This is a genomic window from Pseudomonas sp. F9001 (assembly GCF_013385435.1).
Classification (GTDB): domain Bacteria; phylum Pseudomonadota; class Gammaproteobacteria; order Pseudomonadales; family Pseudomonadaceae; genus Aquipseudomonas.
Genome location: NZ_JACAPX010000010.1, coordinates 177,020 through 203,731, shown reverse-complemented (window position 1 = coordinate 203,731; position 26,712 = coordinate 177,020). Strand labels below are relative to the sequence as shown.

Annotated in this window: 16 protein-coding genes; 4 read left to right on the top strand and 12 right to left on the bottom strand. The window is 64.4% G+C overall.

Features of this window, described 5'->3' with window-relative positions; all coding sequences use genetic code 11:
- Positions 1 to 58: 58 nt before the first annotated feature.
- The 3 genes from HX818_RS08815 to HX818_RS08805 form a co-directional block, all read right to left on the bottom strand.
- Complete coding sequence (locus HX818_RS08815; protein WP_177019845.1) at positions 59 to 1,759, bottom strand: aspartate:alanine exchanger family transporter; 1,701 nt, start codon at positions 1,757 to 1,759, stop codon at positions 59 to 61.
- 69 nt (positions 1,760 to 1,828) lie between these two features.
- Entirely contained in the window at positions 1,829 to 3,259 is a 1,431-nt protein-coding gene (locus HX818_RS08810) for a glutamate decarboxylase (RefSeq protein ID WP_177019844.1), read from the bottom strand.
- 189 nt (positions 3,260 to 3,448) lie between these two features.
- Positions 3,449 to 4,471: an AraC family transcriptional regulator gene (locus HX818_RS08805; RefSeq protein ID WP_003218411.1), complete on the bottom strand. Its 1,023-nt coding sequence runs from the start codon at positions 4,469 to 4,471 to the stop codon at positions 3,449 to 3,451.
- A 168-nt stretch (positions 4,472 to 4,639) separates the two neighbouring features.
- On the opposite strand from HX818_RS08805, the gene efeU reads away from it, so the two are divergent.
- Genes efeU through efeO (HX818_RS08785) form a run of 4 tightly spaced genes read left to right on the top strand, consistent with a single transcriptional unit; the run spans position 4,640 to position 8,869 of the window.
- Entirely contained in the window at positions 4,640 to 5,488 is an 849-nt protein-coding gene (efeU, locus tag HX818_RS08800; protein ID WP_003218412.1) for an iron uptake transporter permease EfeU, read from the top strand.
- A gap of 10 nt (positions 5,489 to 5,498) precedes the next feature.
- Complete coding sequence (gene efeO, locus HX818_RS08795; RefSeq protein WP_008436219.1) at positions 5,499 to 6,701, top strand: iron uptake system protein EfeO; 1,203 nt, start codon at positions 5,499 to 5,501, stop codon at positions 6,699 to 6,701.
- Between the two features lie 14 nt (positions 6,702 to 6,715).
- A complete protein-coding gene (efeB, locus tag HX818_RS08790) occupies positions 6,716 to 8,023 on the top strand; it encodes an iron uptake transporter deferrochelatase/peroxidase subunit (protein ID WP_008436218.1) in 1,308 nt (435 codons plus the stop codon).
- 27 nt (positions 8,024 to 8,050) lie between these two features.
- Positions 8,051 to 8,869, top strand: coding sequence for an iron uptake system protein EfeO (gene efeO / locus HX818_RS08785; protein WP_003218415.1), 819 nt, complete (start codon positions 8,051 to 8,053; stop codon positions 8,867 to 8,869).
- Positions 8,870 to 8,916: 47 nt separating this feature from the next.
- On the opposite strand, the gene HX818_RS08780 is transcribed toward efeO (HX818_RS08785), so the two are convergent.
- From HX818_RS08780 to HX818_RS08740, 9 genes are read right to left on the bottom strand one after another with little or no spacing between them, the layout of a single operon-like run.
- Positions 8,917 to 10,326: an isochorismate synthase gene (locus HX818_RS08780; protein WP_003218416.1), complete on the bottom strand. Its 1,410-nt coding sequence runs from the start codon at positions 10,324 to 10,326 to the stop codon at positions 8,917 to 8,919.
- A complete protein-coding gene (locus HX818_RS08775) occupies positions 10,319 to 10,633 on the bottom strand; it encodes an isochorismate lyase (RefSeq protein WP_003218417.1) in 315 nt (104 codons plus the stop codon). The genes HX818_RS08780 and HX818_RS08775 overlap by 8 nt, the downstream gene beginning before the upstream one ends.
- A 12-nt stretch (positions 10,634 to 10,645) precedes the next feature.
- Positions 10,646 to 11,425, bottom strand: a complete 780-nt coding sequence (locus HX818_RS08770; protein WP_177019843.1) for a thioesterase II family protein — start codon at positions 11,423 to 11,425, stop codon at positions 10,646 to 10,648.
- The gene (locus HX818_RS08765) at positions 11,422 to 12,510 is read right to left on the bottom strand and encodes a saccharopine dehydrogenase NADP-binding domain-containing protein (RefSeq protein WP_023658858.1); all 1,089 of its coding nucleotides are present in this window, start codon (positions 12,508 to 12,510) and stop codon (positions 11,422 to 11,424) included. Before HX818_RS08765 ends, HX818_RS08770 begins: the two co-directional genes overlap by 4 nt.
- Complete coding sequence (locus HX818_RS08760) at positions 12,507 to 17,930, bottom strand: non-ribosomal peptide synthetase (RefSeq protein WP_177019842.1); 5,424 nt, start codon at positions 17,928 to 17,930, stop codon at positions 12,507 to 12,509. Before HX818_RS08760 ends, HX818_RS08765 begins: the two co-directional genes overlap by 4 nt.
- Positions 17,927 to 21,334 (bottom strand): non-ribosomal peptide synthetase, encoded by a 3,408-nt coding sequence (locus HX818_RS08755; protein WP_008436209.1) that lies wholly within the window; start codon positions 21,332 to 21,334, stop codon positions 17,927 to 17,929. The genes HX818_RS08760 and HX818_RS08755 overlap by 4 nt, the downstream gene beginning before the upstream one ends.
- Positions 21,324 to 23,081 carry an ABC transporter ATP-binding protein gene (locus HX818_RS08750; protein ID WP_177019841.1) on the bottom strand — a complete coding sequence of 586 codons (1,758 nt, stop codon included), beginning with the start codon at positions 23,079 to 23,081 and terminating at the stop codon, positions 21,324 to 21,326. The genes HX818_RS08755 and HX818_RS08750 overlap by 11 nt, the downstream gene beginning before the upstream one ends.
- Complete coding sequence (locus HX818_RS08745; RefSeq protein WP_003218426.1) at positions 23,078 to 24,826, bottom strand: ABC transporter ATP-binding protein; 1,749 nt, start codon at positions 24,824 to 24,826, stop codon at positions 23,078 to 23,080. The genes HX818_RS08750 and HX818_RS08745 overlap by 4 nt, the downstream gene beginning before the upstream one ends.
- Complete coding sequence (locus HX818_RS08740; protein WP_003218428.1) at positions 24,819 to 26,471, bottom strand: (2,3-dihydroxybenzoyl)adenylate synthase; 1,653 nt, start codon at positions 26,469 to 26,471, stop codon at positions 24,819 to 24,821. Before HX818_RS08740 ends, HX818_RS08745 begins: the two co-directional genes overlap by 8 nt.
- Positions 26,472 to 26,712 lie beyond the last annotated feature (241 nt).

Genomic DNA, 26,712 nt, shown 5'->3' with positions numbered 1-26,712 from the left:
TGTAAGAGCGGAACCATAAGTGGCCGTTACCGCAGCAACGGATATGTACCCAATACAGCTACCGCGCCAGCACCATGGCAAAATACCCAAACACCGTGAGCAAAATCCCCGACACCGCATACGCCACCGGAAACCCGATCCACGGCACCGTACTATCAATTTCCTTGGCCGCCTCCCGCGCCGGCCCCGAGTGACTCCGCGCCCCCGCAACACCGCCCATGAGAATCGCCGGGTTGATCTTGAACACATGAAAACCCACAGCCCAAACAATAAACGGTGGAATCGTACAAGCCACGAACCCAAGCAAAAAGATCTTCAACGCAATGATCGCGCTAATCTGCGAAACCAAGTTAGCCCCCGCATTCACCCCCACAATCGCGACAAAGAATATCAACCCCATGTCCTCGAGAATGTTGCGCGCCGCATTCGGGGTATTGCCGAAAAACCGCACCCGCGACACCAGCGACGAGACGATAATCCCCGACACCAGCAACCCGCCCGCATTGCCCAGCCCCACCGCCGCACCGAACGCCGGCACCTGAATCAGCCCGATCAACAACCCCAGCACCATACCCAGCGACAGCGTCAGCAAATCCGTCGCCGTACTCGCCCGCCCCGCCTTGCCCAGCAACGCCGTGGCCTTGTCGATGGCACTGCGCAAGCCAATCAAGTGCATCACATCCAGGCGCTGCAACCGCGTTTCCAGCCCCACCGGAATCGGCGCTCCACCTCGCTCAATCCCCACCAACTGCACCTGACCGGCAATCGGCGACTGGCTGAATTCCTTGAGCGCCCTGCCCACGGCATCCTTGTGAGTCACCAGAATCACCGCCTCATCCAGCGGTATATTCAACGCTCGGGCATCAGGTACTTCCGGCCCGATCAGGCCCATGTGATCGGTCAGCGCATCCAGGCTGCCGCCCAGGGCGATCACATCGCCGAGTTGCAACACCAGCGTCGGATCAGCCCCCAGCAACTCTTCACCACGCTCGACGTTCTCGATCTGGTACAACGCAAAGCGCTGGCGAAACTGCGCGATGCTCTGCCCCACCAGCTCCGGGTTCACCAGGCGATAGGCCCGCAGGTCAAACGGCCGATACCCACTGAGCCCGGCATCGTCGACGTTCGGCACACCGTGCTCCACCTCGAATTCCTTGGCCGCCTTGCGCGCATCCACACCCCACCAGCGCGGCAGGTATTTGCAGATCAGGATGATGCCGACCGTGCCCCAGATATAGGTGATGCCGTAAGACAGGGCGATCATCGCGGTGGCCGCCGCCGCAGTGGTGCCCGGTGGCAGCGGCACTACGCCCGAGGTAATCGCCTGTTCGGCGGAGCCAATCGCCGCCGACATGGTTTGCGAACCGGCAAGAATCCCGCCCGCCGCGCCCACCGGCAGGGATAACAGCCGCACGCCGAGCACCACGATACCCAGCCCGAGGAACGAGGACAGGATCGCCAGGAAGGTGAATTTCAGGCCATCACCCTTGAGACTGTTGATGAACGAAGGCCCGACCCGCAGCCCGACGCCGTACATGAACAGGTAATAAAACAGGCTCTTGGTAAAGTTATCGAGTTCGAAATGCACGCCGTAGTAAGACGCCCACGTCGCAATCGCGCAGCCGATCACGATGGCCCCGGCCACCGCGCCCAGGCCATAACCCTTGATGGTGCCGCGCCCGACCCAGACGGACAGGCCAACCACCAGGAACAGCAGGATGTAGGGGTTGTCGTGCAGGAAAGTAAAGAAGGCAGTCACGATGATTCGTACCTGGCGATGCAACGCTAAAGGCACCGGGCCTCGAGGCCCGGTGAGTGTTCAGTGCGTTCAGTCGAGGTTCGGGGTGTCGGCCGGGATGACCGGGTCGGCGATGGCGCCATGGCTGAAGCTGGGGCCCGCGTCGGAATGCTCCACCGGGTTTTTCTGCAGGTGGGCAACGGCCTTGCGCAGGTCTTCCAGCAGCAACGCCACCAGGTCACGGCTCACGCCATGCCGCACCAGGATGCGCTGTACCACGACGTTCTGCCGATCGGACGGCAACGGGTATGACGCGATCTGCCAGCCGCGCATGCGCACGCGCTCCGACAGGTCGTAGAGGCTGAAGCCGTGATCGACGCCGTCCTTGAGCTTGTAGCAGACCGCCGGCAGCCCATCCTTGCCGTCGTACACCAGTTCCAGCGGGGCAAACTTGGTGATTTCCGAGGCCAGCCATTGCGCCGTGTCGGAGCACGCTTGTTGAATCCGCGTGTAGCCATCGCGCCCCAGCCGCAGGAAGTTGTAGTACTGGGCAATGATTTCACCGCCGGGCCGGCTGAAGTTCAGGGCAAAGGTCGCCATGTTGCCGCCCAGGTAGTCGACGTAGAAGATCAACTCTTCCGGCAGGTCTTCGGTGGAGCGCCAGATAACCCAGCCGACGCCCAGCGGCGCCAGGCCGTACTTGTGGCCGGAAGCGTTGATGGACTTGACGCGCTCGATCCCAAAATCCCATTGCAGCTCTTGCTGGATGAACGGGGCGATAAACCCGCCGCTCGCCGCGTCGACATGGATCGGGATATCCAGGCCGAGGTCACGTTGCATCGAGTCCAGCTCGGCCGCCAGGGCTGCGACCGGTTCGTAGATCCCGGTGAAGGTCACGCCCAGGGTCGCGACGACACCGATGGTGTTTTCGTCGCAATATTCCCGCAGGTCGGCCGGGCGCAGGCCCAATGCGTCACCGCGCAACGGCACTTCGCGAATTTCCACATCGAAATAACGGGCGAATTTCTTCCAGCAGATCTGCACCGGGCCGCACACGAAATTCGGTTTGTCGGTGGGCAGCCCCGCCGCTTCCCGGCGTTTCTTCCAGCTCCACTTCAGTGCCAGGCCGCCAAGCATCGCCGCTTCGCTGGAACCGGTGGTGGAGCAACCCACGGTTTGCCACGATTTCGGCGCGTGCCACAGGTCGGCAATGATATGCACGCAACGGTTTTCGATCTCGGCCGTCTGCGGGTACTCATCCTTGTCGATCATGTTTTTGTCGAGGGCATCGGCCATCAACTGCTGCACTTCGGGCTCGACCCAGGTGGTGCAGAAGGTCGCCAGGTTTTGCCGGGAATTGCCATCCAGCAGCAGTTCGTCACGCACCAGGTTGTAGGCGGCCGACGGCGTGGTCGAGTGGTCCGGGAGGCGGTACTTGGGCAGTTTGTGCTGGGCGGAGCCACTCGAATAGACGTCTTCGATGGCTTGGTCCTGGGTCTCTACGGTTCTGTGAAGTGCCATGAAATCCTGCTCTTGAATGAGGGAAATGGCGTAGACGTTGATCGCGACAAATGCCGATCAGGCTGCGTCAGGAAACGAACGATGGAGCGGTGGCGCCGAATATCACACGCACGGCGGCGCAGGAAAGTGACCCAGATCATTAAAGGCGTGGATAAGCAGGCAAACGTGCCGGGGGTGCCTGGCAGTGACCTACTGGCTCAGTGCTTCGTTCAATATCAGGCTGCGATAGTGCCCGGGGTTGGAGCCCGACCACTTGCGAAACGCCTTGTAGAACGAGCTGGCATCGGCAAACCCCAGGCGGGTGGCGATCTCGGCAAAGCTGATGTCGGAATCGGCCAGCCAGACGATCGCCAACTCCTTGCGCACGCTGTCCTTGAGGCCCTGGTAGGTCTGCCCTTCTTCCGCCAGGCGCCGGCGCAGGGTCGAGGCCGAGATGCACAGGGATGCGGCCAGGCCTTCGGTTTCCGGCCAGGTGTCGGCAGGCATGTGCCGCAGGTCGGTCTTGATGCGGGTGGCAAGGCTGTCCGGGTCGCGGTATTTGACCAGGATGTTGGCCGGCGCATGGGCCAGGAAGCGCTTGAGCTCCTCCGGGCTGCGCTTGATCGGCAGGTCGAGGCAGTCGGCGGAAAAGATCATCCGGGTACGCGGCCGGTCAAAGCGCAGGTTGTCGGAAAACATCACCTGGTAGTCGTCGCAGAAGTCCGGCTGCGGGCAACGCAGTTCAATCGCCAGGATCGGGATCCGGCGCCCAGCCAGCCAGCAGGCGACGCCGTGGACGATCATCCAGTAGGCGAAATAGGTGAAGGCACGCCTGGGTGCGGGCTCCGGCTCCAACAGGACGATTTCCGCCAGGCTCTGCTGGCGCACCAGTTGCGCCGGCATGCGCTCGAGCATCAGTGACAGGAACCCCAGGCCGGTTTCCAGCGCAGTGGCCAGGCTCGGTTGTGCCATGGAGGCCCGGCAGAGGAACTCCAGGCTGCCGGATTTGAGCTTGCGCGGGTCCATGCCAAAGAATTCATCGTCCATTCGCCGTGTCAGCAAGCGCCATAAGCGTGCGTAAGCGGTTGCCGGGACGCGTGCGGTTGGCTGGCCCAGCAGTGCTGGATCAATCCCGACCTTGGTCAACACTTCATCGCTCGCCGCACCCGGCGCACAGCTCTGCAACAGGGCTTCGCGGACCAGTTGGATGGAAATCGTGTCTTTTTCCGACATGGGGAATGGCGCAATCCGGTGGCTGGGACGATGCCGCGCATTCTAGTGTCGGATGCGGTTTGCCACCACCGTTCAGTCAAGGTTCAGTAAAGGTCAATATTCCCTGTTTAGTAATGAGTATCATTATGTTACAACTTAGCATCCTATCTAGTGACGATTCGGTGCCGAATGCTTGTTCCCTTTTTAATCATGCTGCGCGAAGGCATAGAAGCCGCCTTGATCGTTGGCATTATTGCCAGCTATCTCAAGCAAACTGGCCGTGGCCAGTACATGCCCGCAGTGTGGATCGGCGTATTTCTGGCAGCGGCCCTCGCGCTGCTGGTCGGCGGTGGCCTGGAACTGGTGAGTGCCGAATTCCCGCAGAAACAACAGGAACTGTTCGAAGGCATCGTCGGCCTGGTGGCCGTGGGCATTCTCAGCTCCATGGTGTTCTGGATGCGCAAGGTCGCGCGCTCCATCAAGCATTCCCTGCATGAATCCCTCGATCATGCCCTGGCCGGCTCCAAACACCAGGTCACCGCACTGATTGCCATGGTGTTTTTCGCCGTGGCCCGTGAAGGCCTGGAAACCGTGTTCTTCCTGCTGGCCGTGTTCCAGCAAAGCGAAGGTCCGGGCGCGCCGATTGGCGCCCTGCTCGGCCTGATCCTGGCGATCATCGTCGGCTTCCTGATCTACACCGGCAGCATGCGCCTGAACCTCGGTGCGTTCTTCCGCTGGACCGGCCTGTTCATCCTGGTGGTGGCCGCCGGCATCCTCGCCAACTCGGTACAAGCCCTGCACGAAGCCGGGGTATGGAACCACCTGCAAACCGTACTGTTCGATTTCAGCGCGACGCTGCCGATGGATGGCCCGCTGGGCTCGGTGCTGGCCGGCATGTTCGGCTATCAGGACGCCCCGACCATCAGCACCCTCGGTGCCTACCTGATTTACCTGGTGGTGGCCCTGGTGATGTTCTTCCTGCCGGCGCCGCCGAGCAAGCCGGCTACCCGCACAACCTCTTCCGTTTCCAGCCAGTAAGGACCGCCTCTTGTCCAACCAAACCCCTCAACCGGCTCCGCCCTCCCGCGCCTTGCGCTGGGCGGTGGGCGGCTCGGTGGTCGTGATGATCGCCGCCGGTGGCCTGTTCTACTACGCCTCGCAACTGGCCGCCTCCAAGCGCCAGGCCAACCACAATGAAATCGCCGTCACCATCCACGCCCACAGCTGCGAGCCGAATGCGCTGACGGTACCGGCCGGACGCGCCAGCTTCCGCATCATCAACCGCTCGGACCGTGCCGTGGAATGGGAAATCCTCGACGGCGTGCTGGTGGTCGAAGAGCGCGAGAACATCGCCCCGGGCCTGAGCCAGGTGATCAACGCCAACCTGCTGCCCGGCGACTACCAGATCACCTGCGGCCTGCTGAGCAACCCGCGTGGCACCTTGAAGGTGACACCGACTGCCGAGTCTGACGCCCAAGCCAAGGCCAAGCCGTCGATGGTCGCGTTTATCGGCCCGCTGTCGGAGTTCCGCGTGTACCTGAGCAGCCAGGGTAGCGCCCTGGTCAAGGCCGTTACCGCGCTGGACCAAGCCATCGAAGCCGGCGACCTCGCCCAGGCCCAGGCGCTTTACGTACCGGCCCGCGAGGCTTACCAGCGCCTGGCCCCGGCCTCGCAACGCCTGGCGGAACTGGACAACGCGATCAACGCCCGCGCCGACTACTTTGAAAAGCGCGAGCAGGACCCGGCCTTCAGCGGCTTCCACCGTCTCGAATACGGCCTGTTCCAGCAACGCAATCTCGACGGCCTGGCGCCGATTGCCCAGCGCCTGGTCACCGACGTCACCAGCCTCAAGCAACAGCTGCTGGCCCAGTCGCTGCCGCCGGAGCAACTGGTGAGCATCGTGGTGCGCAACCTCAACAGCCTGGCCGACGTACGTGCCGCCAGCGGTGAGGAAGAACGCTACAGCCATACCGACCTCAACGGCTTCGCCGCCAACCTGGACGCCGCCCGCAAAGTGGTCGACCTGATGCGCCCGCTGCTGACCAAATCTGCCGCGCAATTACTGCCGGGGATCGACAGCGCGATCACCGCCCTCGATGCCGAACTCAACGGTTTGAAAGTCGATGGCCGCTACGCCTCGTATGACAGCGTTACCGCCGATCAGCGCAAGCAGATCGCCGACAAGGCCAAGGCTCTGGCCGTTGCACTCGATGGAATCGACCCCGCCCTTGGCCTTTCCGGCCTGAAGTGAAGACGACCGTAGACATGAGTGATTCAGAACAATTTTCCGCCCAGCGTCGTCGTGTATTGCTGGGTATGGCCGCCACTGGCGCGGCCATTGCCGGCAGCAGCCTGAGCTGCCCGGCAATGGCTGCCAACGCGGCGGCACAGGTGACCACCGCGCCAAGCAGTGAAAAGACCCAGGACCACCACGATTTCCATGGCAAGCACCAGACCGGCATCGTCACTCCGCGCCCGGCCTGCGGCATGTTGGTGGCATTCGACGTGTTGGCCAGCGACCGCGAGGACCTGGAGCGGCTGTTCCGCACCCTGAACGAGCGTATCGCGTTCCTGATGACCGGCGGCACCGTGGTGCAAGTCGACCCGAAACTGCCCCCCACCGACTCCGGCATCCTCGGCCCGGTGGTGACACCGGACAACCTGACCATCACCGTATCGGTGGGCGAGTCGCTGTTCGACGAACGCTTCGGCCTGGCCGCGGCCAAGCCCAAGCGCCTGATCCGCATGGTCGGTTTCCCCAACGATGCACTGGAACCGGCGCAGTGCCACGGCGACCTGAGCCTGCAGTTCAGCTCCAACACCCCGGACACCAATATCCACGCCCTGCGCGATATCGTGAAAAACCTGCCGGACCTGCTGCTGGTGCGCTGGAAGCAGGAAGGCAGCGTGCCGCCCCAGGCCCCAGCCCGCCCCGGCGAGCCGGCACAAAGCGCGCGCAACTTCCTCGGTTTTCGCGACGGTTCGGCCAACCCGAACTCCAACGACAACAAGGCGATGGATCAGATTGTGTGGGTCCAGCCAGGCAGCGACGAACCGGCCTGGGCCGCCAACGGCAGCTACCAGGCGGTGCGGATCATCCGCAACTTCGTCGAACGCTGGGACCGCACCCCGCTGCAAGAGCAAGAAAGCATCATTGGCCGGATCAAGACCAGTGGCGCGCCCATGGATGGCCAGAAAGAAACCCAGGTCCCGGACTACAGCAAGGACCCGGAAGGCAAGTTGACCAAGCTCGATGCCCACATCCGCCTGGCCAACCCGCGTACTGCACAGACCCAGGCCAACCTGATCCTGCGCCGGCCGTTCAACTACTCCAACGGCGTCAACAAAAACGGTCAGCTGGACATGGGGCTGTTGTTCATCTGCTACCAGGCTGACCTGGAGAAAGGCTTTATCAGCGTGCAAACCCGGCTCAACGGCGAGCCTCTGGAGGAATACCTGAAGCCGGTTGGCGGCGGTTACTTCTTCACCTTGCCAGGCGTCACCGGGGCCCAGGATTTCATCGGGCGCACGCTGCTTGATGCGACACATCCACAAACCACTGCCAAAACCTAAAACAAACCCCAGAGCGGAAATCGTCCCATGAAGAAGTCGTCTCTCGCATTGTCGTTGTTAATGAGCCTTTCGCCGCTGGCCGCCTTCGCCGCCACCGCGCCGCTGGACCTGGTAGGGCCGGTGTCGGACTACAAGATCTATGTCACCGAAGAAATCGGCGAGCTGGTCACCCAGACCCAGGCGTTCACCGACGCCGTGAAAAAAGGCGACCTGGCGACCGCCAAGAAGCTGTACGCGCCAACCCGCGTGCACTATGAGTCGATCGAGCCGATCGCCGAACTGTTCAGCGACCTCGACGCCTCCATCGACTCCCGCGTGGACGACCACGAGAAAGGCGTGAAAGCCGAAGACTTCACCGGCTTCCACCGCATCGAGTACAGCCTGTTCTCCGAGAACACCACCAAAGGCCTCGACGCCCTGGCGGACAAGCTCAACAGCGACGTACTGGACCTGAAAACCCGCGTGGACGGCCTGACCTTCCCGCCGGAAAAAGTCGTGGGTGGTGCTGCTGCTCTGCTGGAAGAAGTCGCCGCGACCAAGATCTCCGGTGAAGAAGACCGCTACAGCCACACCGACCTGTATGACTTCCAGGGCAACATCGACGGCGCGAAGAAAATCGTCGACCTGTTCCGTCCGCAGATCGAGAAGCAAGACAAGGCCTTCGTTGCCAAAGTCGACAAGAACTTCGCCACCGTGGACAAGATCCTGGCCAAGTACAAAACCAAGGATGGCGGTTTCGAGACCTACGACAAGGTCAAGGAAGCCGACCGCAAAGCCCTGGTTGGCCCGGTCAATACCCTGGCGGAAGACCTGTCCACACTGCGTGGCAAGCTTGGCTTGAACTGATCCAGACGCTGCATGCTCTCGCCCGGCCTGCCGGGCGAGAGCCTTCCTCAGGCTGACGCCACCTGCACTCCGTCCGAAGGCCGCAAGGCATCGCGGATAGTCCGCAGCTTCAAGCACGTTTCCTCGTACTCACTCCCGGGATCCGACTCGGCGACAATGCCGCAGCCGGCGAACAGGTGCGCCTCACAGCCTCTGATCAACGCCGAGCGCAACGCCACGGCAAATTCACCATCACCCTGCGCATTCATCCAGCCCACTGGCGCTGCGTACCAGCCACGGTCGAGCTGCTCGTGCTCTCGGATATAGGCCATCGCCTCACGTCGCGGCAAGCCACCCACCGCCGGCGTCGGGTGCAGGGCCTGCACCAGTTGCAGCAATTGCACCTGGGGATGCAAGCGGCCCATCACCGGCGTCAACAGGTGCTGCACGTTGGCCAGCCGGTGCAACTGCGGCTGGCTGGCAATGTCGAGCATCGCGCAATAGGGCTGCAATGCTTCGCGCAGGGTTTGAACCACCAGGGTGTGTTCGTGGCGGTCCTTGGGGCTGTCCATCAAGGCCTGGCCAAGTTCGGCATCGTGCTGCTCGTGACGACCACGCGGGCAAGTACCGGCCAACGCCACCGTGTTCAGCGTGCCACGAGTCACCCGCACCAGCCGCTCCGGCGTTGCGCCGAGAAAGCAGCTGTCACCACGGCTGAACGCAAACAGGTACGCCTGGGGATAGGCCGCCTTGAGGTTTTCCAGCAGCGGGCCACAGGGGATCGTCCGTGAGGTGGTCAACCGCACTTCGCGGGCCAGCACCACCTTGCGCAGGTCGCCGGCGTTGATGCGCTGCACGGCCGTCGCCACGGTGTCTTGCCATTGCTGCGCGCTGATGGTGTTTTCGTCGCTCGGTGTGCCGAGGGGAATCTCCTGGCGTGGCGCACTGGCGTAGCGGGACAGAAGCAACGTCCACTGGGTTTCCAGGCTCTGGGCGCAACGCACCGCGTCCGCCCCGGGCTCCAGCCACTGGCTGAAGATCACATGATGTTGCTCGGCTTCCCGCAGCAGCAGGATGCGCGGCAGCACCAGGGAGGTGGCGGCGAATGACTGCCATTTGAGCGAGCGTGGGCCCTTCGGGTCAAACGCAAAGCCGCCACACAGCAACGGCTGGCGCGGCCCCACCTGATGGGCCTGGCTGAGCAACGCCTGCCACGCCAGGGCACTGGCGTTGAAGCGGTCATCGGCCCCGGGGCTGATTTCCTCGGTACAACCAAAGCCGGCCATGGCCAGTGCGCCCCGGTCACTTGACCAGAACAGGCTTTGCCCGAGTACCTGGCGGTTGGCGGCAAATAACCGCAGCGGGTCCAGGCGCTCCGAGGCCAGGCTGAACACCACCAGCACTGCGCCGCCCTTCTCGCGCGCCAGGCGTTCGCCCTCGGTCAGCGCCTGAAGCAATCCCGGCAGACGTTCACTCATGCTCCGCTCCTTGATGCTGCTGGCGCCAGTGGCGCACTTGCTGGTCGATATTCCATTGGATGATCTGCGCAAACAGCGGGACCACGAACATCGGGTCCAACCCTTCGCGCTCGGCCCAGCGGCGGCGATGGGGCAGCATGGCGGCCACCCGCTCGGGGGCGGCGATGCTGGCTTCGTCAGGCTTGAACTGCGCCGCAGCTTTCACATAGGCCAACCGCTGGCCGAGAGCGCGGATGATCTGTTCGTCCAACGTGTCGATACCCAGGCGGACGTCTTCCAGCCCGCTGCACTGCTCAGGTGTTTTCATAGGATTCTCCGGTCATGGGGTCGACGGCCAGCACTGCCACGCCGGTTCGGCGGGGCTGCCCAGCAACAGTTCCAGGTGCTCGATCAGGTCGGCCTGGCTGTCGCGCAGGTAAAAATGCCCGCCGTTGAAGGTTCGAAAGTCGGTGACCTGGCGCGTCACTTCCGACCAGGCATGGGCTTCCTCCCGATCGACTTCGCGGTCGGTGCTGCCCAGGCATACGCTCACGGGCACGTCCAGCAGCTCGCTGATATCGCCGCAGTAGTTTTCGATCAGGCGGTAATCATTGCGCAATGCGGGCAGGTAAAGTGCCTGCATCCCGGGTTCGTCCAGGGGTGATGGCGCACCACCCGACAGGCGCCGCACATCCGCCAGCAGACCGGCATCCGGGCCCTGGTGCAATTGGCTGTGACGTTGCCGGTGAGGGGCCGGATGGGCGGAGACGATCAGCCGTTGCAGGTCCTTGCCCTGGCGGTTCAGGCGCCGCGTCACCTCATAGGCCAGCGCCGCACCCATGCTGTGGCCGAACAGCACCAGCGGCCGGTCGGACAGGTCCCACAGCGCCCGGGTAATAGTGCCCGCCATCCATTCCAGGCTGCCGGGCCAGGTTTCACTCAGGCGATCTTCGCGGCCGGGGTATTGCACGCTGACCAGTTCGATGTCAGCCGGCAACAGTGCCTGCCAACCGCTGAAAAATCCCGCGCTGCCGCCGGCGTGGGGCAGGCAGACCAATCGGCAACGCGGCGTTTGATGCTGCGGGTAACGTCGCAGCCATGGGCTGGGGATTTTCTTCATAACACGCCCTCCTCCAGTTCAGTGGTGACGTGGATCCGGGTCTGCGGCAACCAGCGCAGCACCTGGCGCAAGCAGTCATCGGCGTCCATCACCTGGGCAGCGTAGTGCGTGCCTTCGGGCAGTTTGGCCAGTTGCAGGGCGCAGATTGCCGCCACTGTGCCGGTCAACGCCGAGCCGTCGGCGGCACGCAACCAGGCGGTGGCCTGCTGCGGTTCGCCGTGTTGCAGGCCTGCCATTTCGACTGCGAGCAACTGGTAAGGCGTGCGCCCTGCCAGGTCCAGCGCACTGGCCTGTACCAGGGCGGCAATGTTCTCTGCCGTGTGTCGCAGAGCCGGTGGCGAGCCCTGAATGCGCCCGAGTGCGGCCCGCAGGTGGCCGCCGTCGAACAGGTTGTAGGCCTGGGCTTCGCGCACCCGCAAGTCAGTAAACAAGCGCTGTTGCTCAGTGGTTAGATACGGGTGGGCCGTTACGGGACCGCCCACCAGCCAGGGCCGCTCGAAGTGTTCATCGACGAGTACGGCGGACTTGATTGCACGGCCATCGCACCAGCCCATCGAGGCCTGGCCATAGCCGTTGCCGAGGCTCAATAGAAAGTCCTCGGCCGCCGTTGTCGACAACCGCCCAAGTCCGACGGCATAGCAATGCACGGCATCGACGCGCTCGAACGACGCCGCAAGCACCTTGGGAAACAACCCCGACAGCCCGGGCAACATGCCGGCTGATAACACCACACGACGACCCGGCGGCAACTGAGCGGGCAGCAGCTGATGCAGCGGATCATCGCCGCCGACATCGATGTAATCGGCGCCACTGGCCAAAGCGGCCAGCGCCACCCGGTCGAGCACCTGGTAGCTGGGGCCCGCGCAATTGATCAGCAGGTCGCAGCCGCTGCAAAACGCCGCCAGGCTTTGGGCGTCCCACAGGTCCACTTCACGGATCTCGGCCTGCCCGTTCAACTCGCCGTCGTTAAAACGCTGCCCTTGCCCAGGGTCGCGACCGCCCAGGCGCAAGCGGCAATGACCGACCAGCACCCGCGCAACCTGCCGACCGACATGCCCATAGCCGCCTACAATCCCGACTCTCACGCCGCCACCTGCGCCAGCCGTTCGAACGCGCGGGCCACGGCTTCGACCTGGGGGCTCTGCATGCAGCTGAAGTGGTCGCCCGGCACGTCCACCACCTGCAATTCGCCAAGGCACAGGGCCTGCCAGTATTGGCTCATGTCGCGGTGCATGCCGGGCAGTACCTGGACTTCACCGCACTGGCGGATAAACACCATGTCACCGTCGTAAGGCGTGGCCTGATGCAAGGCGACGGCGGCCAGGCTGTGGCGCAGCACCTGCAGTTGCTCGCGCAGCCAGTCCAGGTCGCTCAGTTGCGAGCCGGCGTGGCGCATCGCGTCTGCAATTGCCTGCAAGCGCTCATCTGCCGACTTGGATGCCAGGGCCCGCAGGCAGGCCAGGGCCGTGGCACAGTCGGGCTCATCCTGCAGCGCCAGCAACGCACCTTGGGGCACGCGGCCCGGAGTTTGGCGCAGCACCTTGGCAATCGCCCGCTCCATCGCCTGTTCATCCACCGGGTAACCCAGGGTGTGCGGGTCGGCCTGCATCACGCGGGCGAACACGTACTCCGCCAGCAGGTCATCCTCGATCATGAACGGCACGCGGTAGCTGCTGATCACTGTCAGTTGCAGCACCTCGATGTCCCTCGCCGCGAGGCATGACGCCAGCTCCGTCGCCAGCAACCCGCCGAGGCAATAACCGACGATGCTCACCTGGCGCCGGCCTTCGGCGTGCAAGGTGTCGGCATAACGCTCGGCCAGTTCACGAATCGCCGTAGCCGGTGCCAGAGCCAGGTAACCCGGTACATCATTGAGCACCAGCCCCTCCAGTGGCGCTTCTTCCCCTAGTGCAGCAAACAGCGCGCGATACGGTGCCAGGGTGCCGCTGCCATCATGGACAAAGATCCGCGCCGGGCCTTGCGCCTCCTCACGAATCCGCACCAGCGGCGACAGGCTCTCGCTGCCCTGCCCCCGCAGGTAATCCGCCAGGGCCGCAACGGTGGGCTGGTTGATCAACTGGCGCAGCAAATCCCCCCAGGGCACGTTACGGGCCTGGGGCAGGCTTTCCCGCAGGCGACCAACCACCTGCGCCACCAGCAATGAATCACCGCCCAACTCAAAGAAGCCCTGTTCACGGCCCACACTGGGCACCCGCAACAGGGTTTGCCAGACCTCTGCGATACTGCGCTCCAGCGCATCCAGCGGTGCAGCCCCGCTGTTGGCCTGTTGCGTGGCCTGGGCCATGCCGAGGTTGGCCAACGCCTGGCGGTCGACTTTGCCGTTGACCGTCAGCGGCATTTCATCCAGTACCCGCCACTCGGTGGGTACCATGTAATCCGGCAGGCGCTGGCCCAGATGCGCGCGCAACGCCTCCGGCTCAAGGGTCTGGCGCTCGGTCTTGAAGCGCGTGATGAACAGGTGCTGGCCGATCTGTGACATCGCATCGTCAGCTGCCGGCATGCACAGCGGCGTCTGCGCGCCGGCTTCCTGCAACAGTTGCTGCCACTGCTCGCGGCGGATGAACGTGGTGTCCTGCTCGGCGCGGAAATCCTCGAACGCGGTCAGGCCCTCCTTGAACTCCATGGACGCCATGATCTGGTAGGTGTCGCGGGTGGCTTCGATAAAGATCAGCCAGCCGCCGGGGGCGAGCATTTCCCGCAGCCGGGCGAGTACCTGGCTGGCATGCCGCGAGTTGTGCAGCACGTTGGCACACAGAATCACATCCAGGGAGTTGGCGGCGATGCCTTGGGCCCAGTGGTCGAGGTTCAGGTCAAACAGCCCGTAGCTGACCCACGGAAACTCGACGAAATGCTCCCGCGCTTCGTTGAGGAAAAACTGCGACAGGTCGGTGAACTGGTAGTCCACCGCCAAGCCGTCCAGGGCCGGAATCAGGTCGGCACTGGTGCCGCCCACGCCTGCGCCGATTTCCAGCAACTGCAGACGCCGGCCCGCCGGTTGCAGTGCGGCGATTTCCTGCACCGCCGCACACACCGCCTGGTTCAGGTACTGGCTGATCAGGTTCTTGCGATAGGCGCCTTCGGCGGTGTCGGTACGGCCTTCGGGAAACAGCAAGTGCAACGGGTCGAGCCGGTCGCTCATCAGGGCAGGCAATTGCTCCTGGCTTTCCCGCAGGTAGCGCAGCACTTCACCGCCCCAGCCCACACTCGGTTCCAGCGCCTCGATGCGCTGCCACAGCTGACGGTATTCAGCACCCGAGACCCGCAGTGACGAATAGGCGCCGGTGCCTGGGTTGCGGTCTACCAGTTGTTCGCGATGCAGCGCTTGCAGCCAGCGGCGGATCAGCCGTTCGTTGCGTGGCGCCACTTCGCACAGGCTCATGATCTGGGCCAGGTCGTGCTCGACGCCCGGTTGATCAAACAGCCCCGGGCGTTGCAGGGCCAGGCCCATGGAGAGCAACGCGGCACGCTCGACGCAATCGGACATCTGCGTAATCAGCGCTTCCGTCAGTTGGCCTTTCACGCCGTTGGCCGCCGCCAAGGCGTTGGGTGCCAACCGGGTCGGCCAAGGCAATGGAGTATCACGCAAAGTCCCGCGCACGCAGGCCTGCAAACGCCGCTCGAACGCGCCCTCGCCCGCAGCGACCACCACGGCCGATTCGACATGAGGATGACTGAGCAAGGCACTTTCGACTTCCGCCAACTCGATGCGATGCCCGCGAACCTTGACCTGGAAATCCTCACGGCCAAGGAACTCAATCAACCCGCTTTCAAGGTAGCGCCCCAGGTCGCCGGTGCGGTACAGCCGCTCGCCGCTGTGGGCATGCTCGATAAAACGCTCGGCGGTTTTCTCCGCGTCCCCCAGGTACCCCATCGCCAACCCCGTGCCGGCGATGAACAGCTCACCGGCAACGCCTTGCGGGCGATCGCGGCCTTGTTCGTCGAGCACCATGAAGCGTTGATTGGCCAGCGGCGCGCCGTAGGGAATGCTGCGCCATTGTGCGTCCACCTCGGTGATTGGATAGGCAATCGACCAGATCGCCGCTTCTGTGGCGCCGCCCAGGCTGATCAGTTGGAGCTCAGGCAACAACGCAGCGATTTCGGCGGGCAGGTTCAGCGGGATCCAGTCGCCGGACAGCAAGGCCAGGCGCAGGCTCTGAGGTGCCGCGGCCGGCACGGCTTGCAGGTAATGGGCAAGCATCTGCAACTGCGCGGGCACCGAGTTCCACAGGGTCACACCGTGCTCGCGGGCGCATTCGGCCCAGTGGGACGGGTCGGCGCGGCGTCCGGCGTCGGGCAACACCAGGGCGCCACCTACGGCCAGCAGGCCGAAGATGTCGTACACCGAGAGGTCGAAGCCCAGGCTGGCCAAGGCGAGTACCCGGTCTTCGGCGCCGATGGCGAAGCGCTGATTGATATCCACCACCGTGTTGAGGGCCGCCTGGTGACTGATCATCACACCCTTCGGAATCCCGGTGGAGCCGGAGGTGTAGATCACGTAGGCAAGTTGTTGCGGTGTCACCTGCGGCGCCGGCAGTTCACGTCCGGCACTGGCTGCGGCCTGATCAACGGGTATGCACTGGGTCACCTGGGCGGGCCAGGCCACGTCCTCGCTCAACCACGACTGGCTGAGCACCCGGCTGACCTCGGCGTTCTCAAGAATCAACGCGCGCCGCGCCATCGGCTGATTAGTGTCCAGCGGCAGGTACGCCGCGCCGGCCCGCAAGATCCCGAGTACACCGACCACCTGGTCGATGCCTTTTTCCATGCATACCGCGACCCGCTCGCCGGGCTGGCAACCGCCATCCAGTAACTGCTCGGCAATCGCCTCGGCACGGGCGGCGAGTTGCGCGTAAGTGAGCTGTCGCGCGCCCTGGATCAGGGCGACACGTTGGGGTTGCGCCCGGACCTGGCGAAAGAACGGTTCATGCAGCAAGCCTGGGGGAATCGGCTGCGCCGTCTGGTTGATCAACTCCCGCACCAGTCGCTGGGGTGCCGGCAGTTCAAGGCAATCGTCCAGGGTCCAGGCCGAAGGCTCCCGCGCCAAGCGCTTGAGCAGACGTTCGAAGGTGTCGAACATCGCTTCCAGCATGGCCTCATTGAACACGCCCTGGCGAATGTCCCAATTGATGAACAGGCCGTTGTCGCGCTCGCTGACCTGGCAATCAATCAACACTTGCGGGGTCTGGCTGATGCCGTGCACCAGTTCTGCGCCGGGCATAAATGCCCCGCCGCCACTTTCGCCACCGGCGCCCAGGGTGCTGGTGAAGGCATAGGGCATCAAGGCCGCATCACGGCCTTTGCGCCGCGCCAGTTCGCGCAGTACTTCAATGCCGGAACACAGGCGGTGGTCCATGTCTTGCCACAGTCGCTCCTGCAACTGCTGGCTGCGTTCACCAAAGCTGCCGCCTTGCAGGGTCTGGACTTCCAGCAATTCCACCGAGCTGAAATCCCCCACCAGCCGATCGACCTGCGGGTGCAGCGACAGGCGATTGAGCAAGGTCAGGCTCAAGCAGAAATGCCCCTTGCGGCTCCAGCGCCCCAGGGTTTCGGCATAGCAGGAAAGAATCGCCGCCGACGCACCCACGCCGGCCGCCGCTGCATTCAGGCGCAGGGCGTTGAAATCCCGGGCCTCCAGGTTCAGGGCGCGGCGCTCGAAACGCGGTCCGCTGGGAGCGCCCTGCATGGGCAATTCCGGAGCACCGGGCAGGCTGTCGACCCGCGCCCACCAGTACTGGCGGTCACGCTGGTAACGCGGCTGTTCCCGCAACCGGCGCTCGCCCAGTACGTAGTCGCGAAAACTGATGGGCGCCGCCGGCGGCAAGGCTTCGCCACGATAGACCTGCTGCAACTCGGCCAACAGCATGCGCACGCTCTGGTAGTCGCACACCAGCAGATCCACTGAGAGATGCAGGCGCGCATGTTCACGGCCCTGGCTGACGCACAACTCGATCAGCGGCCACTGCTGGGGCGACGCCAGGCGAATTTCCATGCGTTCGCGCAGAGCGGCCAGTGCACGGCCGTCGTCTTCGCGCAGGTCATGCCGGGCGATCAGGTAATGCGGCACCTGGGGCAGGATTTGTTGGTAGCCGTCTTCCAGCACCACCGCCCGCAGCATGTCGTGACGCGCAATCAGATGGTTCCATGCCTGCTCCAGGCGCGCCGGGTCCAGTTCCCTGAGTTCAAATTCCAGGTAACCGTGGCACGCCACCCCGCCGTAGCTGAATGCCTGGGTGCGGCCCATCAGGTAAGCGGCCTGCACGTCGGTCAGCGGAAACGGTTCGCTGCGGGCAGCCAGGTCGGCCGAGACGGTGGGCATCACCGGTTCCATCAATTGCTGCAACAACGCGTCCTTGTGTTCGCGCAATTGTTGCAGGCGGCCTTCATCCATCACCCCGGCGGGCGCCCGGTAGCGCAGGCGGCCCTGCTCTTCCCAGAGTTCCACACCCAGTGCTTCGAGGTCCTGTTGCAGTTGCTGCAGTGTCATAGCGCACCCTCCACCATTGCGTTCCGGTTGACGTGGTCCTGTTCTCGTCGGGCGACAAGCCATTGGGCCTGGCGGGCGACGGTGGCCGCGTTGAAAAAGTCCTTCAGCGACAGTTCGACGTCGAACTGTCGGGCGATACGTTCGATCAGGCGAGCGGCCAACAGACTGTTGCCGCCGAGGGCGAAAAAGCCCTGGTTGCGTCCCACCAGGGGAATGTCGAGCAATTCGCGCCAGAGCCCGGCCAACAGTTGTTCGGCTTCGCCTTGAGGCGCGTCTTCATGCTCGGGTCTGGCGCCCTGGCGTTGCTCCTGCACCAGCCACAGCAGTGCGGCGCGGTCGACCTTGCCGTTGGCGCTCAGGGGCAGTTCGGTGAGGTTCAGCCAGTGGTCCGGCAACATGTGTTCCGGCAACCATTGGCAGAGCCACTGGCGCATGGCTTCGGCATCCGGCAGCGCGTCGCCCATCAGGGTTGCTGCCAACTGCGGGTTGGCCCCGGGCAACACCAGGGTGACGGCACGACTGACGGCCGGATGGCGTTCCAGGGCCACGTCGATCTCACTGAGTTCGATGCGGAAGCCACGGACCTTGACCTGCTGGTCCATACGCCCGAGAAATTCGAGGCTGCCGTCGGGCCAATAACGGCCCTGATCGCCGGTGCGGTACCAGCGTTGCCCGGCGTGCTCGACGAAGCGTTGGGCGCTGAGATGCGGCAGGCCACGATAGCCCTGGGCAACCCCGGCGCCGCCGATCCACAACTCCCCCGCCACCCAGTCCGGGCAATCGCGGCCCTGGCTGTCGACGACTCGAAAGCTTTGGTTATCCAGGGGTTTGCCGTAGGGAATCGAGAGCCAGTGAGCCGGCACTTCGTCGACGTCCTGGACGTTGGACCAGATGGCCGCTTCAGTGGCGCCGCCGAGAGCGGCGAACCGGGCGCTTTCGCCGGCTGCCAATCGCAGGCGGCGTGGCAGGTCCAGCCCGACCCAGTCACCCGAGACCATCGCCAGGCGTAATCCGCTCAGGGCATTCGGCTCGCGGGCCTTGAGGGTCAGCATGTCGAGCAACGCCGGTACCGAGTTCCACAGGGTCACGCGCTGCTGGCGGATCAGCCGCAACCATTCGGACGGCTCCTTGCGCCGCGCATCCGCTGGCAGCACCACGGCGCCACCGACACTCAGCAGGCCAAACAGGTCGTACACCGACAGGTCGAAATCGAGGGCGGAAACCCCGAGCACACGGTCATCCGCGCCCACCTGATAACGCCGGTTGATCGCGGCGACGGTGTTCAGCGCCGCCTGGTGGGAAACCTCGACGCCCTTGGGTTCGCCGGTAGTGCCAGAGGTAAAAATCACATAGGCCAGTGCGTCCGGCGCCACCTCGATCGGTTGTTTCAGGGCCCTGGCCGAACGCGCCTGGGCCAGGTCCACCACTTGCAAGTCCGCCAGCCATACACCGCGATCACGGTGGGCCGTATCGGTGATCACCACCTTGGCTCCGGCGCGTTGATAGATCATGTCGCGACGGGCTGCCGGCTGTTCGATACCCACCGGCACATACACCGCGCCCGCCGCCAATATGCCGAGCACCGCAACGATTTGCGCCTGGCCTTTGGGCAAGGTGATCGCCACCGTATCACCCGGTTCAATCCCCCACTGGCGCAGGGCACCTGCCACTTGCAGGGCCTGGGCCGCCAGCTCGGCGTAACTCAACTCAGCGTCCTCGGTGATCAATGCCACCCGCTGCGGGTGCACCTGCGCCTGTTGGAAAAAGCCATCGTGCAGCAAGCCTTTGTCATAGGCCCAGGGCGTGTGGTTGACCGCTGCACGGACCTCTTGCTGGCCTTGGGGCAACGGCAGCGGCGCGGGTTGGCGCCAGTCACCGGTACACAGCCACGCCAGCAGGTCGCCATAGGCGGTGAACATTTCGTCCAGCAGGCCTTCGGGGAACAGCGCATCTACCCCGTCCCAGTTGAGCAACAGGCCATCGGGCAGCGGATAGCTCTGGTGGTCAAGCCACACTTGGGGCGTTTGCGACAAGGCCCAGCCCGGTTCGCCCAGGTGCTGCCGGCAAGTGGCGTCGACAAACGCTTCGCCAAGGTTGCAGGCAAACACTACGGGGGCGCCGCCTTGCCGGGTGCGGGACAACTCACGCAGCACTTCCACACCAGGCCAGGCGCTGTGGGCGATGTCGCGGTGCAGTTGGCGTTGCAGGGCTTGCGCCTGCTGCGCGAAAGAACCCGCCTGGCGCTGGTCGATCTCCAGCAGCACCAGGTTGGAAAAATCCGCCAGCAGATGCGGGACGCAGGGGTGCAGCTCCTGGCGGTTGAACAGCGGCACGTTCAACAGGAAATGCTGGCTGGCGCTCCAGCGGCCCAGCACTTGGGTATAGGCGCAGCACAGCACGCTGGCCAGGGTCAGGCCGTGTTGGCGGGCCTGGTCTTCCAGGGCTCGCAACTGCGCGCGGCCGAGGCGCATCGCCAGGCGACGAAAACGCGGCGGGCCGAGGGATTGCGGCTCGTGTGCCAAGGGGAGTTGCGGGCCGTCGGGCAGGTCATCCAGACGTTGCAGCCAGTAGTCCCGCGCGCCGGCATCGCTGGTTCGGGTGGCGCCCAGGTAGTGGGCAAAATCCCATTCCAGACGTGGCAGCTGCGCCTCTTGCCCGCTGTAGATCAGCGCCAGATCCCGCAGCAGTACGCTGATACTCAGGACGTCCGCCACCAGCAAATCGATGTTCAGGTGCACCCGGCTGCGGCCGTCGGGCAAGCGGCTGAGTTGCACATCAAACACCTCGCCCTGGCGCACATCCAGGCAGCGGTGGGCCAGGCGCTCACGCAAGGCCAACTCATCCGGCCGTTCATGCACGGTCAACCCAGGCCACGGGCTGGTCGGCAGCACGCGCTGGCAAGTGGCGTTCGGGAAACAGGCGCGCAGCATGGGATGGCGGTGAGTCAGGCGCATCACCGCGCTTTCCAGGCGTTGAGCGTCGACCTGATACCCGTCCAGCTCCTGATACAGGTGACAGCCAACGCCCCCCAGCGGCATGGCCGGGTCGCGACCAAACCAATAAGCCTGCTGCAACGGTGTGAGGGCGAAATCGTTGTCGGCGGCGACGGGCTTGAGGTGCGTCGCCTGCCCGCGACGGCGGTCGATCAGCAACCACCAGGCCTCAAGGGTCGGCTGCTCAATCAGTTCGGCAAAGCTCACCTGCACACCTTCGCGGGCGAGCAAGGCCGGCAGGCGCATCATGCTCACCGAGTCCAGGCCCTGCTCGATCAGCGAGGCATCGGGCTCCAGGTCCTGGGGGGCATAGTCGAGCAACTGCGCGACACCGGCGCACAGCGCCTCGGGGCTGTGTGCGAGGCCGCCGGGTGCAGGATGAACGCATGCCAGTGATGGGTTATCGGTCATGGGGGACGGTCCTTTGGGGAACGGTAGGGTCTGGGCGCAAGCGCCAGCGATTGATCGCTTCGCGCTCGTGGAACAACTCGCGGTAACGGCCGGGCGTGGCCATCAACGCGTCATGGCGGCCGACCTGGGCCAACTGGCCGTGGTCGAGCAGCAGAATCTGGTCGGCATGGGGCGCCAAGGTCGGTTTGTGGGTGACCAGCACCACCGTGTGCCGGCGGGCCAGTTGCAACAGGGTCCGATTGACCCGCGCCTCGCTGATGGCATCGAGGGCGGCGGTCGGCTCGTCCAGCAGGATCAGCGACGCGTCCTTGAGCAACACCCGCGACAACGCCAGGCATTGGCGCTCGCCGCCGGACAGGCTGACGCCCTGCTCGCCCAGCACGGTGTGCCAGCCCTGGGGCAGGCGCTCGGCGAGGCGGTCGAGGCCGGTGGCGCGGGCGGCGTGCTGCCATTGCTCTTCGCTGGCGTCGGGGCGGCCCAGCAGCAGGTTGTCCAGCAGGCTGCCCGGCAACAGCGGGCTGTCCTGGAACATCAAGGCGACCTGGGTATCTCGGGCCAGGGCCGACAGTTGCCGCAGGTCGACACCGCCGAGGTGAATCGCGCCACTGCTTACATCGCTGAAGCGCGCCATCAGGCGCAACAGGCTGGACTTGCCGGAGCCGGACGCCCCCACCACCAGGTTCAGCGAACGCTCCTGCAACGTGAAGTCGATGCCTTGCAAGATCGCCTGGCCCTGGCGGACCAGTCCTACGTCCCGCACTTGCACGTCGTAACCCAGGGCAGGTTGGGGTTCGAGAGGCTCAGGCAACCCCGGCATCTGCAGCAGGTGGCGCAGGCGATTCAAGCCGTGGCGGGTCTGGCGCAACGTGATACCGAGGTTGACCAGCGCGCCCATTGGCTCCACCAGGCAGGTGGCGAGAATCGCCAGCGCCAGGAACTTCGCCGCATCGAGGGTGCCACCCAACACGGCATACAGGCCGCATAACAGGATGGCGCTGTAGCCGGCCTGCAACACCACCGCCAAACCCAGCGCGGCGGGAAAAGTGCGCCAGTGGGCGTGACGCTGTGCCTGTTGCTGCTGGGCCAGGGCCTCGGTGAGCAGGTCGAAACCTTGCTCGGTGCGCCCGCTGGAGCGCAGCAACGGTTGCTGGCGCAGAAACTCCATCACCCGGGCCGCCGCTTCATTGGCTGCGGCTTCGCTCAGTGCTTCAGCTTGCCCGCCCCAGCGCACGCCCCAGTGGTACACCAGCACCAGCAACGGCAACGCGGCCAGTGCCGCCAACGCCATGGAGCGGTCGTAGAAAAACAGCGCCAGCAGGAGTGCCAAAGGCGTCAACAGCGCATTGGCCATTGGCTGCAAAAGGTGCGCCGGGGTGCTCATGATTTGCAGCACGGTGTGAGTCACCAGGCGATTCAGTTCAGCGCTGCGCCGCTCCACAAACCATTCCAGCGGCAGTTGCACCAGCTTGTCACCAATGCGTCGGTTCAACGCCTGGGCTGCTTCGGCACCGGCGCGATAGCCCGCCAGCTGGGCATACCGGCGCAGCCAGAGGCACAACAAGGCCATGCCGGTGAAACCGATGGCCCAGGCCCAAGGCGTGGTGTTGCCGAACCACTGGGCAAAGGCCATCGGCAACAACGCCAACGCTGCGCCCTGGGCCAACGCACTCAACGCCATCGCCATCAGCGCACGCCGCAACAAGCCGGCTTCACGGGGTTGCAGGCTGCGTAACAGCGCGCGAATCATGCCCGTGCCCTCTTCAGTGCGGCCGCCGAAAACTGCTCAGCGGCCCACAGCCCGGCGTAAGTGCCCTGCTGGTCCAGCAAGCCGTGATGCGTACCGCGCTCGACAATCCGCCCGCCTTGCAGCACGACGATCTGGTCGGCGTCCTGGATGCTGCTCAAGCGGTGGGCGATTACCAGCACCGTGCGGGCACGGGCCAGGCGAGACAGCGCCTGCTGGATCGCGGCTTCGGATTCAGGATCACTGGCGGCGGTGGCTTCATCGAGAATCAGGATCGGCGCTTCACTGAGCATCGCCCGGGCAATGCCCAGGCGTTGCACTTCACCGCCGGACAGTTGCACGCCGGCTCCGAGGACGGTGTGATACCCCTGGGGCAGCGCGAGGATGCGCTGGTGAATCTGCGCGGCCCGGGCGGCGGCTTCCACCTCGATTTGCGTGGCGTCGGGGCGCGCCAGGCGCAGGTTGTCGAGGACGCTGGTGCGCAGCAGGCGCACATCCTGGAACACAAAGGCGACCTGGCGATACAAGGTGGCGCTGTGCATGTCCCGCAGGTCGACGTCGCCGATGCGGATCGCCCCGGCACTCACATCGGCAAAGCGCGCAAGCAAAGTGGCCAGGGTGGATTTGCCGGCGCCCGAGTCGCCCACCAATGCGGTCAGCGTGCCGGGCGGTAGATCCAGGTCAATGTCATGCAGCACCTGCGTGCCGTCGGGGTAGCGAAAGTCCACGCCTTCAAAGCTCACCTGGCGGCCCTTGGGCTCGCGGGATTCGCGAGGTTGCGTCAACGTCGCGCTGTTGAGCACGGTGGCGATACGGCTGGCGGCCATGCGGCCCTGCACCAGTGCATCCGCACCATGCCCGACGGCCGCGACCGGCGCTGCCAGGGCCGGCCCCAGCAGCAGGAACGGCAGCAGTTGCACCGGCATCAGCCAACCGCCAGCCACCAGCGACGCACCGCCCAACAGCACCAGGGCCAGCACCAGCAACGGCGAAAGCAGCACCTCGACACTCGCCCCAAGCCCGGCCCAGCGTTGGGCCCAGCAGGAAAAGAAACTGGCGAAACGTTCCACCGCACCGAAGAACTTTGACTGCACCCGATCGGCCCGGCCGAATGACTTGACCATGGCGATGCTCTGCACAAACTGCTGGGTGGCCAGGGACAGGTTGCCCAGCGCGGCGCCCAGTGCCTTCTGGTCATCCCGATAAGCCTGGGAGCGCAAGGCTCGCAGTCGCCACAGCGCCAGCGCTGGAGGCAGCAGCACCACAACGGTCATCGGCACACTTACCGTCAGCAGGTACAACAGGCACGCCAGGGGCGCCACCAATGCGGCGGCGAGGTTGTTTGGCAAGTGCGCCACCAGTTGATGCAGCGCACCTACGTCGTCGAGCAAAACACGGTCGACTTTTTGCCCACCACGGGCGCTGAACCAAGCCAGCGGAACCCGCGCCAAATGCGCGGCCAGCCGTTGGCGAACCTGGCGTTGCAGGTCGCTGTCGGCCAGGTGGGTCATCTGCAAGGCGGCAGCCAGCCCGAGCATGCGCAACAGCAAAGCGCCCGCACCGGCCAACAACCACCAGAACCCATCGTGCAGATCGAGTTTTCCGTCCAGCAACGACGGCGCCAACTCCGCCACCGCGATCAACGGCAGCAGGCCGATCAGGGTCGCCAGGGCTTGCAGCAGCATGGCGCAGATCAACCGGCCACGTACAGGCGCGAGCAGTTCACGCAGCGAGTCTTGATCAGCCACGGGCGGCGCTTCCCTCAGGTTGTTTTGCCCCGAAATACAGCTGCTGGATAGCCTCCCGCAGGTGCTTGCGGCTGACCTTGCCCACGCCGGTTTGCGGGAAACCGGGGATAAATTCGAAGCGGTCCGGCAGCTTGAAGGCCGCCAACCCTTGCTCACGCAGATGGCGCAGCAGTTCCGGCGGGCGCGGTGCCGTGCCACGGGGAATCACGAAGGCGCAGGTGCGTTCGCCGAGGTAGGCGTCCGGCATCGCCACCAAGGCCACATCGGCGACGGCAGGATGGCTGAGCAGGAGGTTTTCGACTTCTTCGGCGGCGATCTTTTCGCCGCCACGGTTGATCACGTCCTTGTCGCGACCTTCGACCATCAGGTAGCCGTCGTCGGTGAGCATTACCCGGTCGCCGGTGCGGTAGAAACCGTCAGTGGTAAACGCCTGGGCGTTGTGCGCAGGGTGGCGGTAGTAACCGCGAATCGTGTACGGACCACGGGTCAGCAATTGGCCGACCTGGCCCTGTATCACGTCCTGTTCGTTGTCGTCCACCACCCGGATTTCGTCGCCCGGGGACATGGGTTTGCCCTGGGTGTGCAGGACTCGTTGCGGTGGGTCGTTGGGGTCGGTATAGCAAATCAGCCCCTCGGCCATGCCGAACACTTGCTGCAAGCGGCAGCCGAGGGTGGGTTCCACGCGGCGGGCAGCCTCGAAGCTCAGTTTGGCGCCGCCGACTTGCAGCAGTTGCAATCCTGGCAGGCCCTGCCCGCGCGCCTGGGCGGCATCCAGCCAGACCAGCACCAGTGGCGGCACCAGCGCGGTATGGGTCACGCGTTCATGCTCGATCAGGGCGAAGCAGGTTTCGGCGCTTGGCGAGCCGCTCAGCACCACACGGCCGCCCATCAGCAAGGTGCCCATGAACCCCGGGCAGCACATGGGAAAGTTATGGGCCATGGGCAGCGCGGCGAGGTACACCGTGGCGTCGGTCAGGCCGCAACGTTCGGCGCTGGTCCGCACGTTGTAGAGGTATTCATTGTGGCGACGCGGGATCAGTTTCGGCACGCCGGTGGAGCCACCGGACAACTGGAAACACGCGACGGCATCCGCGGGCGGCGCAGAAAAGGTTGGCTGCGGGTCGTCCAGATAAAGGTCTTCGAGCGCGATGAATTCTTCAGCCTCACCGGCCACGATCACCCACGCAAGGTCGCCATGGGCCGCCTTCAAGCCACGGGCCATGCCCCGATAATCAAAACCTGCCGTGACGTCAGCGCAGAGGTATGCCCTGGCCTGGGCAAACTCGCAGAAGCGGCCGATTTCCAGATGACGATGGGCCGGTAACGCAAAGATTGGCCGTACGCCGAGGCGATACAGGGCGAAGCACACTTCGACAAAACCCACGCAGTTCGGCAGTTGCACCACCACGTTGTCCCCTGCCACCAACCCCAGCCGGGAGAACCCGCCGGCCAGTTGATCGACCCGTTGATCCAGTTGGCGATAGCTCACCCGCAGCGTTCCATCGGTGATCGCTTCACGCTCGCCAAAGGTGCGGGCGGCGTTGCGCAGCAGGTCGCCAAAGGTCTCGTCGCGCCAATAGCCTGCGTCGCGATAGCGTTGGGCAAACGCTTCGGGCCAATCGGGGCAGTCGTCAATGATAGTCATGGGGTCTCCAGAGTTTTTTTCGGCAATAAGGGGCCGATGCCGTGAACAAAAGGCCTGCGGGGCAAGGGTGAAAAGGGCTAGGGAGAATGGGTCATTGAGCGGTTCATCCATGAGTCGCCAAGGGCTGCGGAAATGAGAGTGATTATTAATAGGCAAAAGCCGCAGCACGGCAACCGGCAGGACATTCGTTTGCGCGGCTTTTTCTTTTGATTGCGCTACAGCGTGAGTTTCTGCGGCCTGC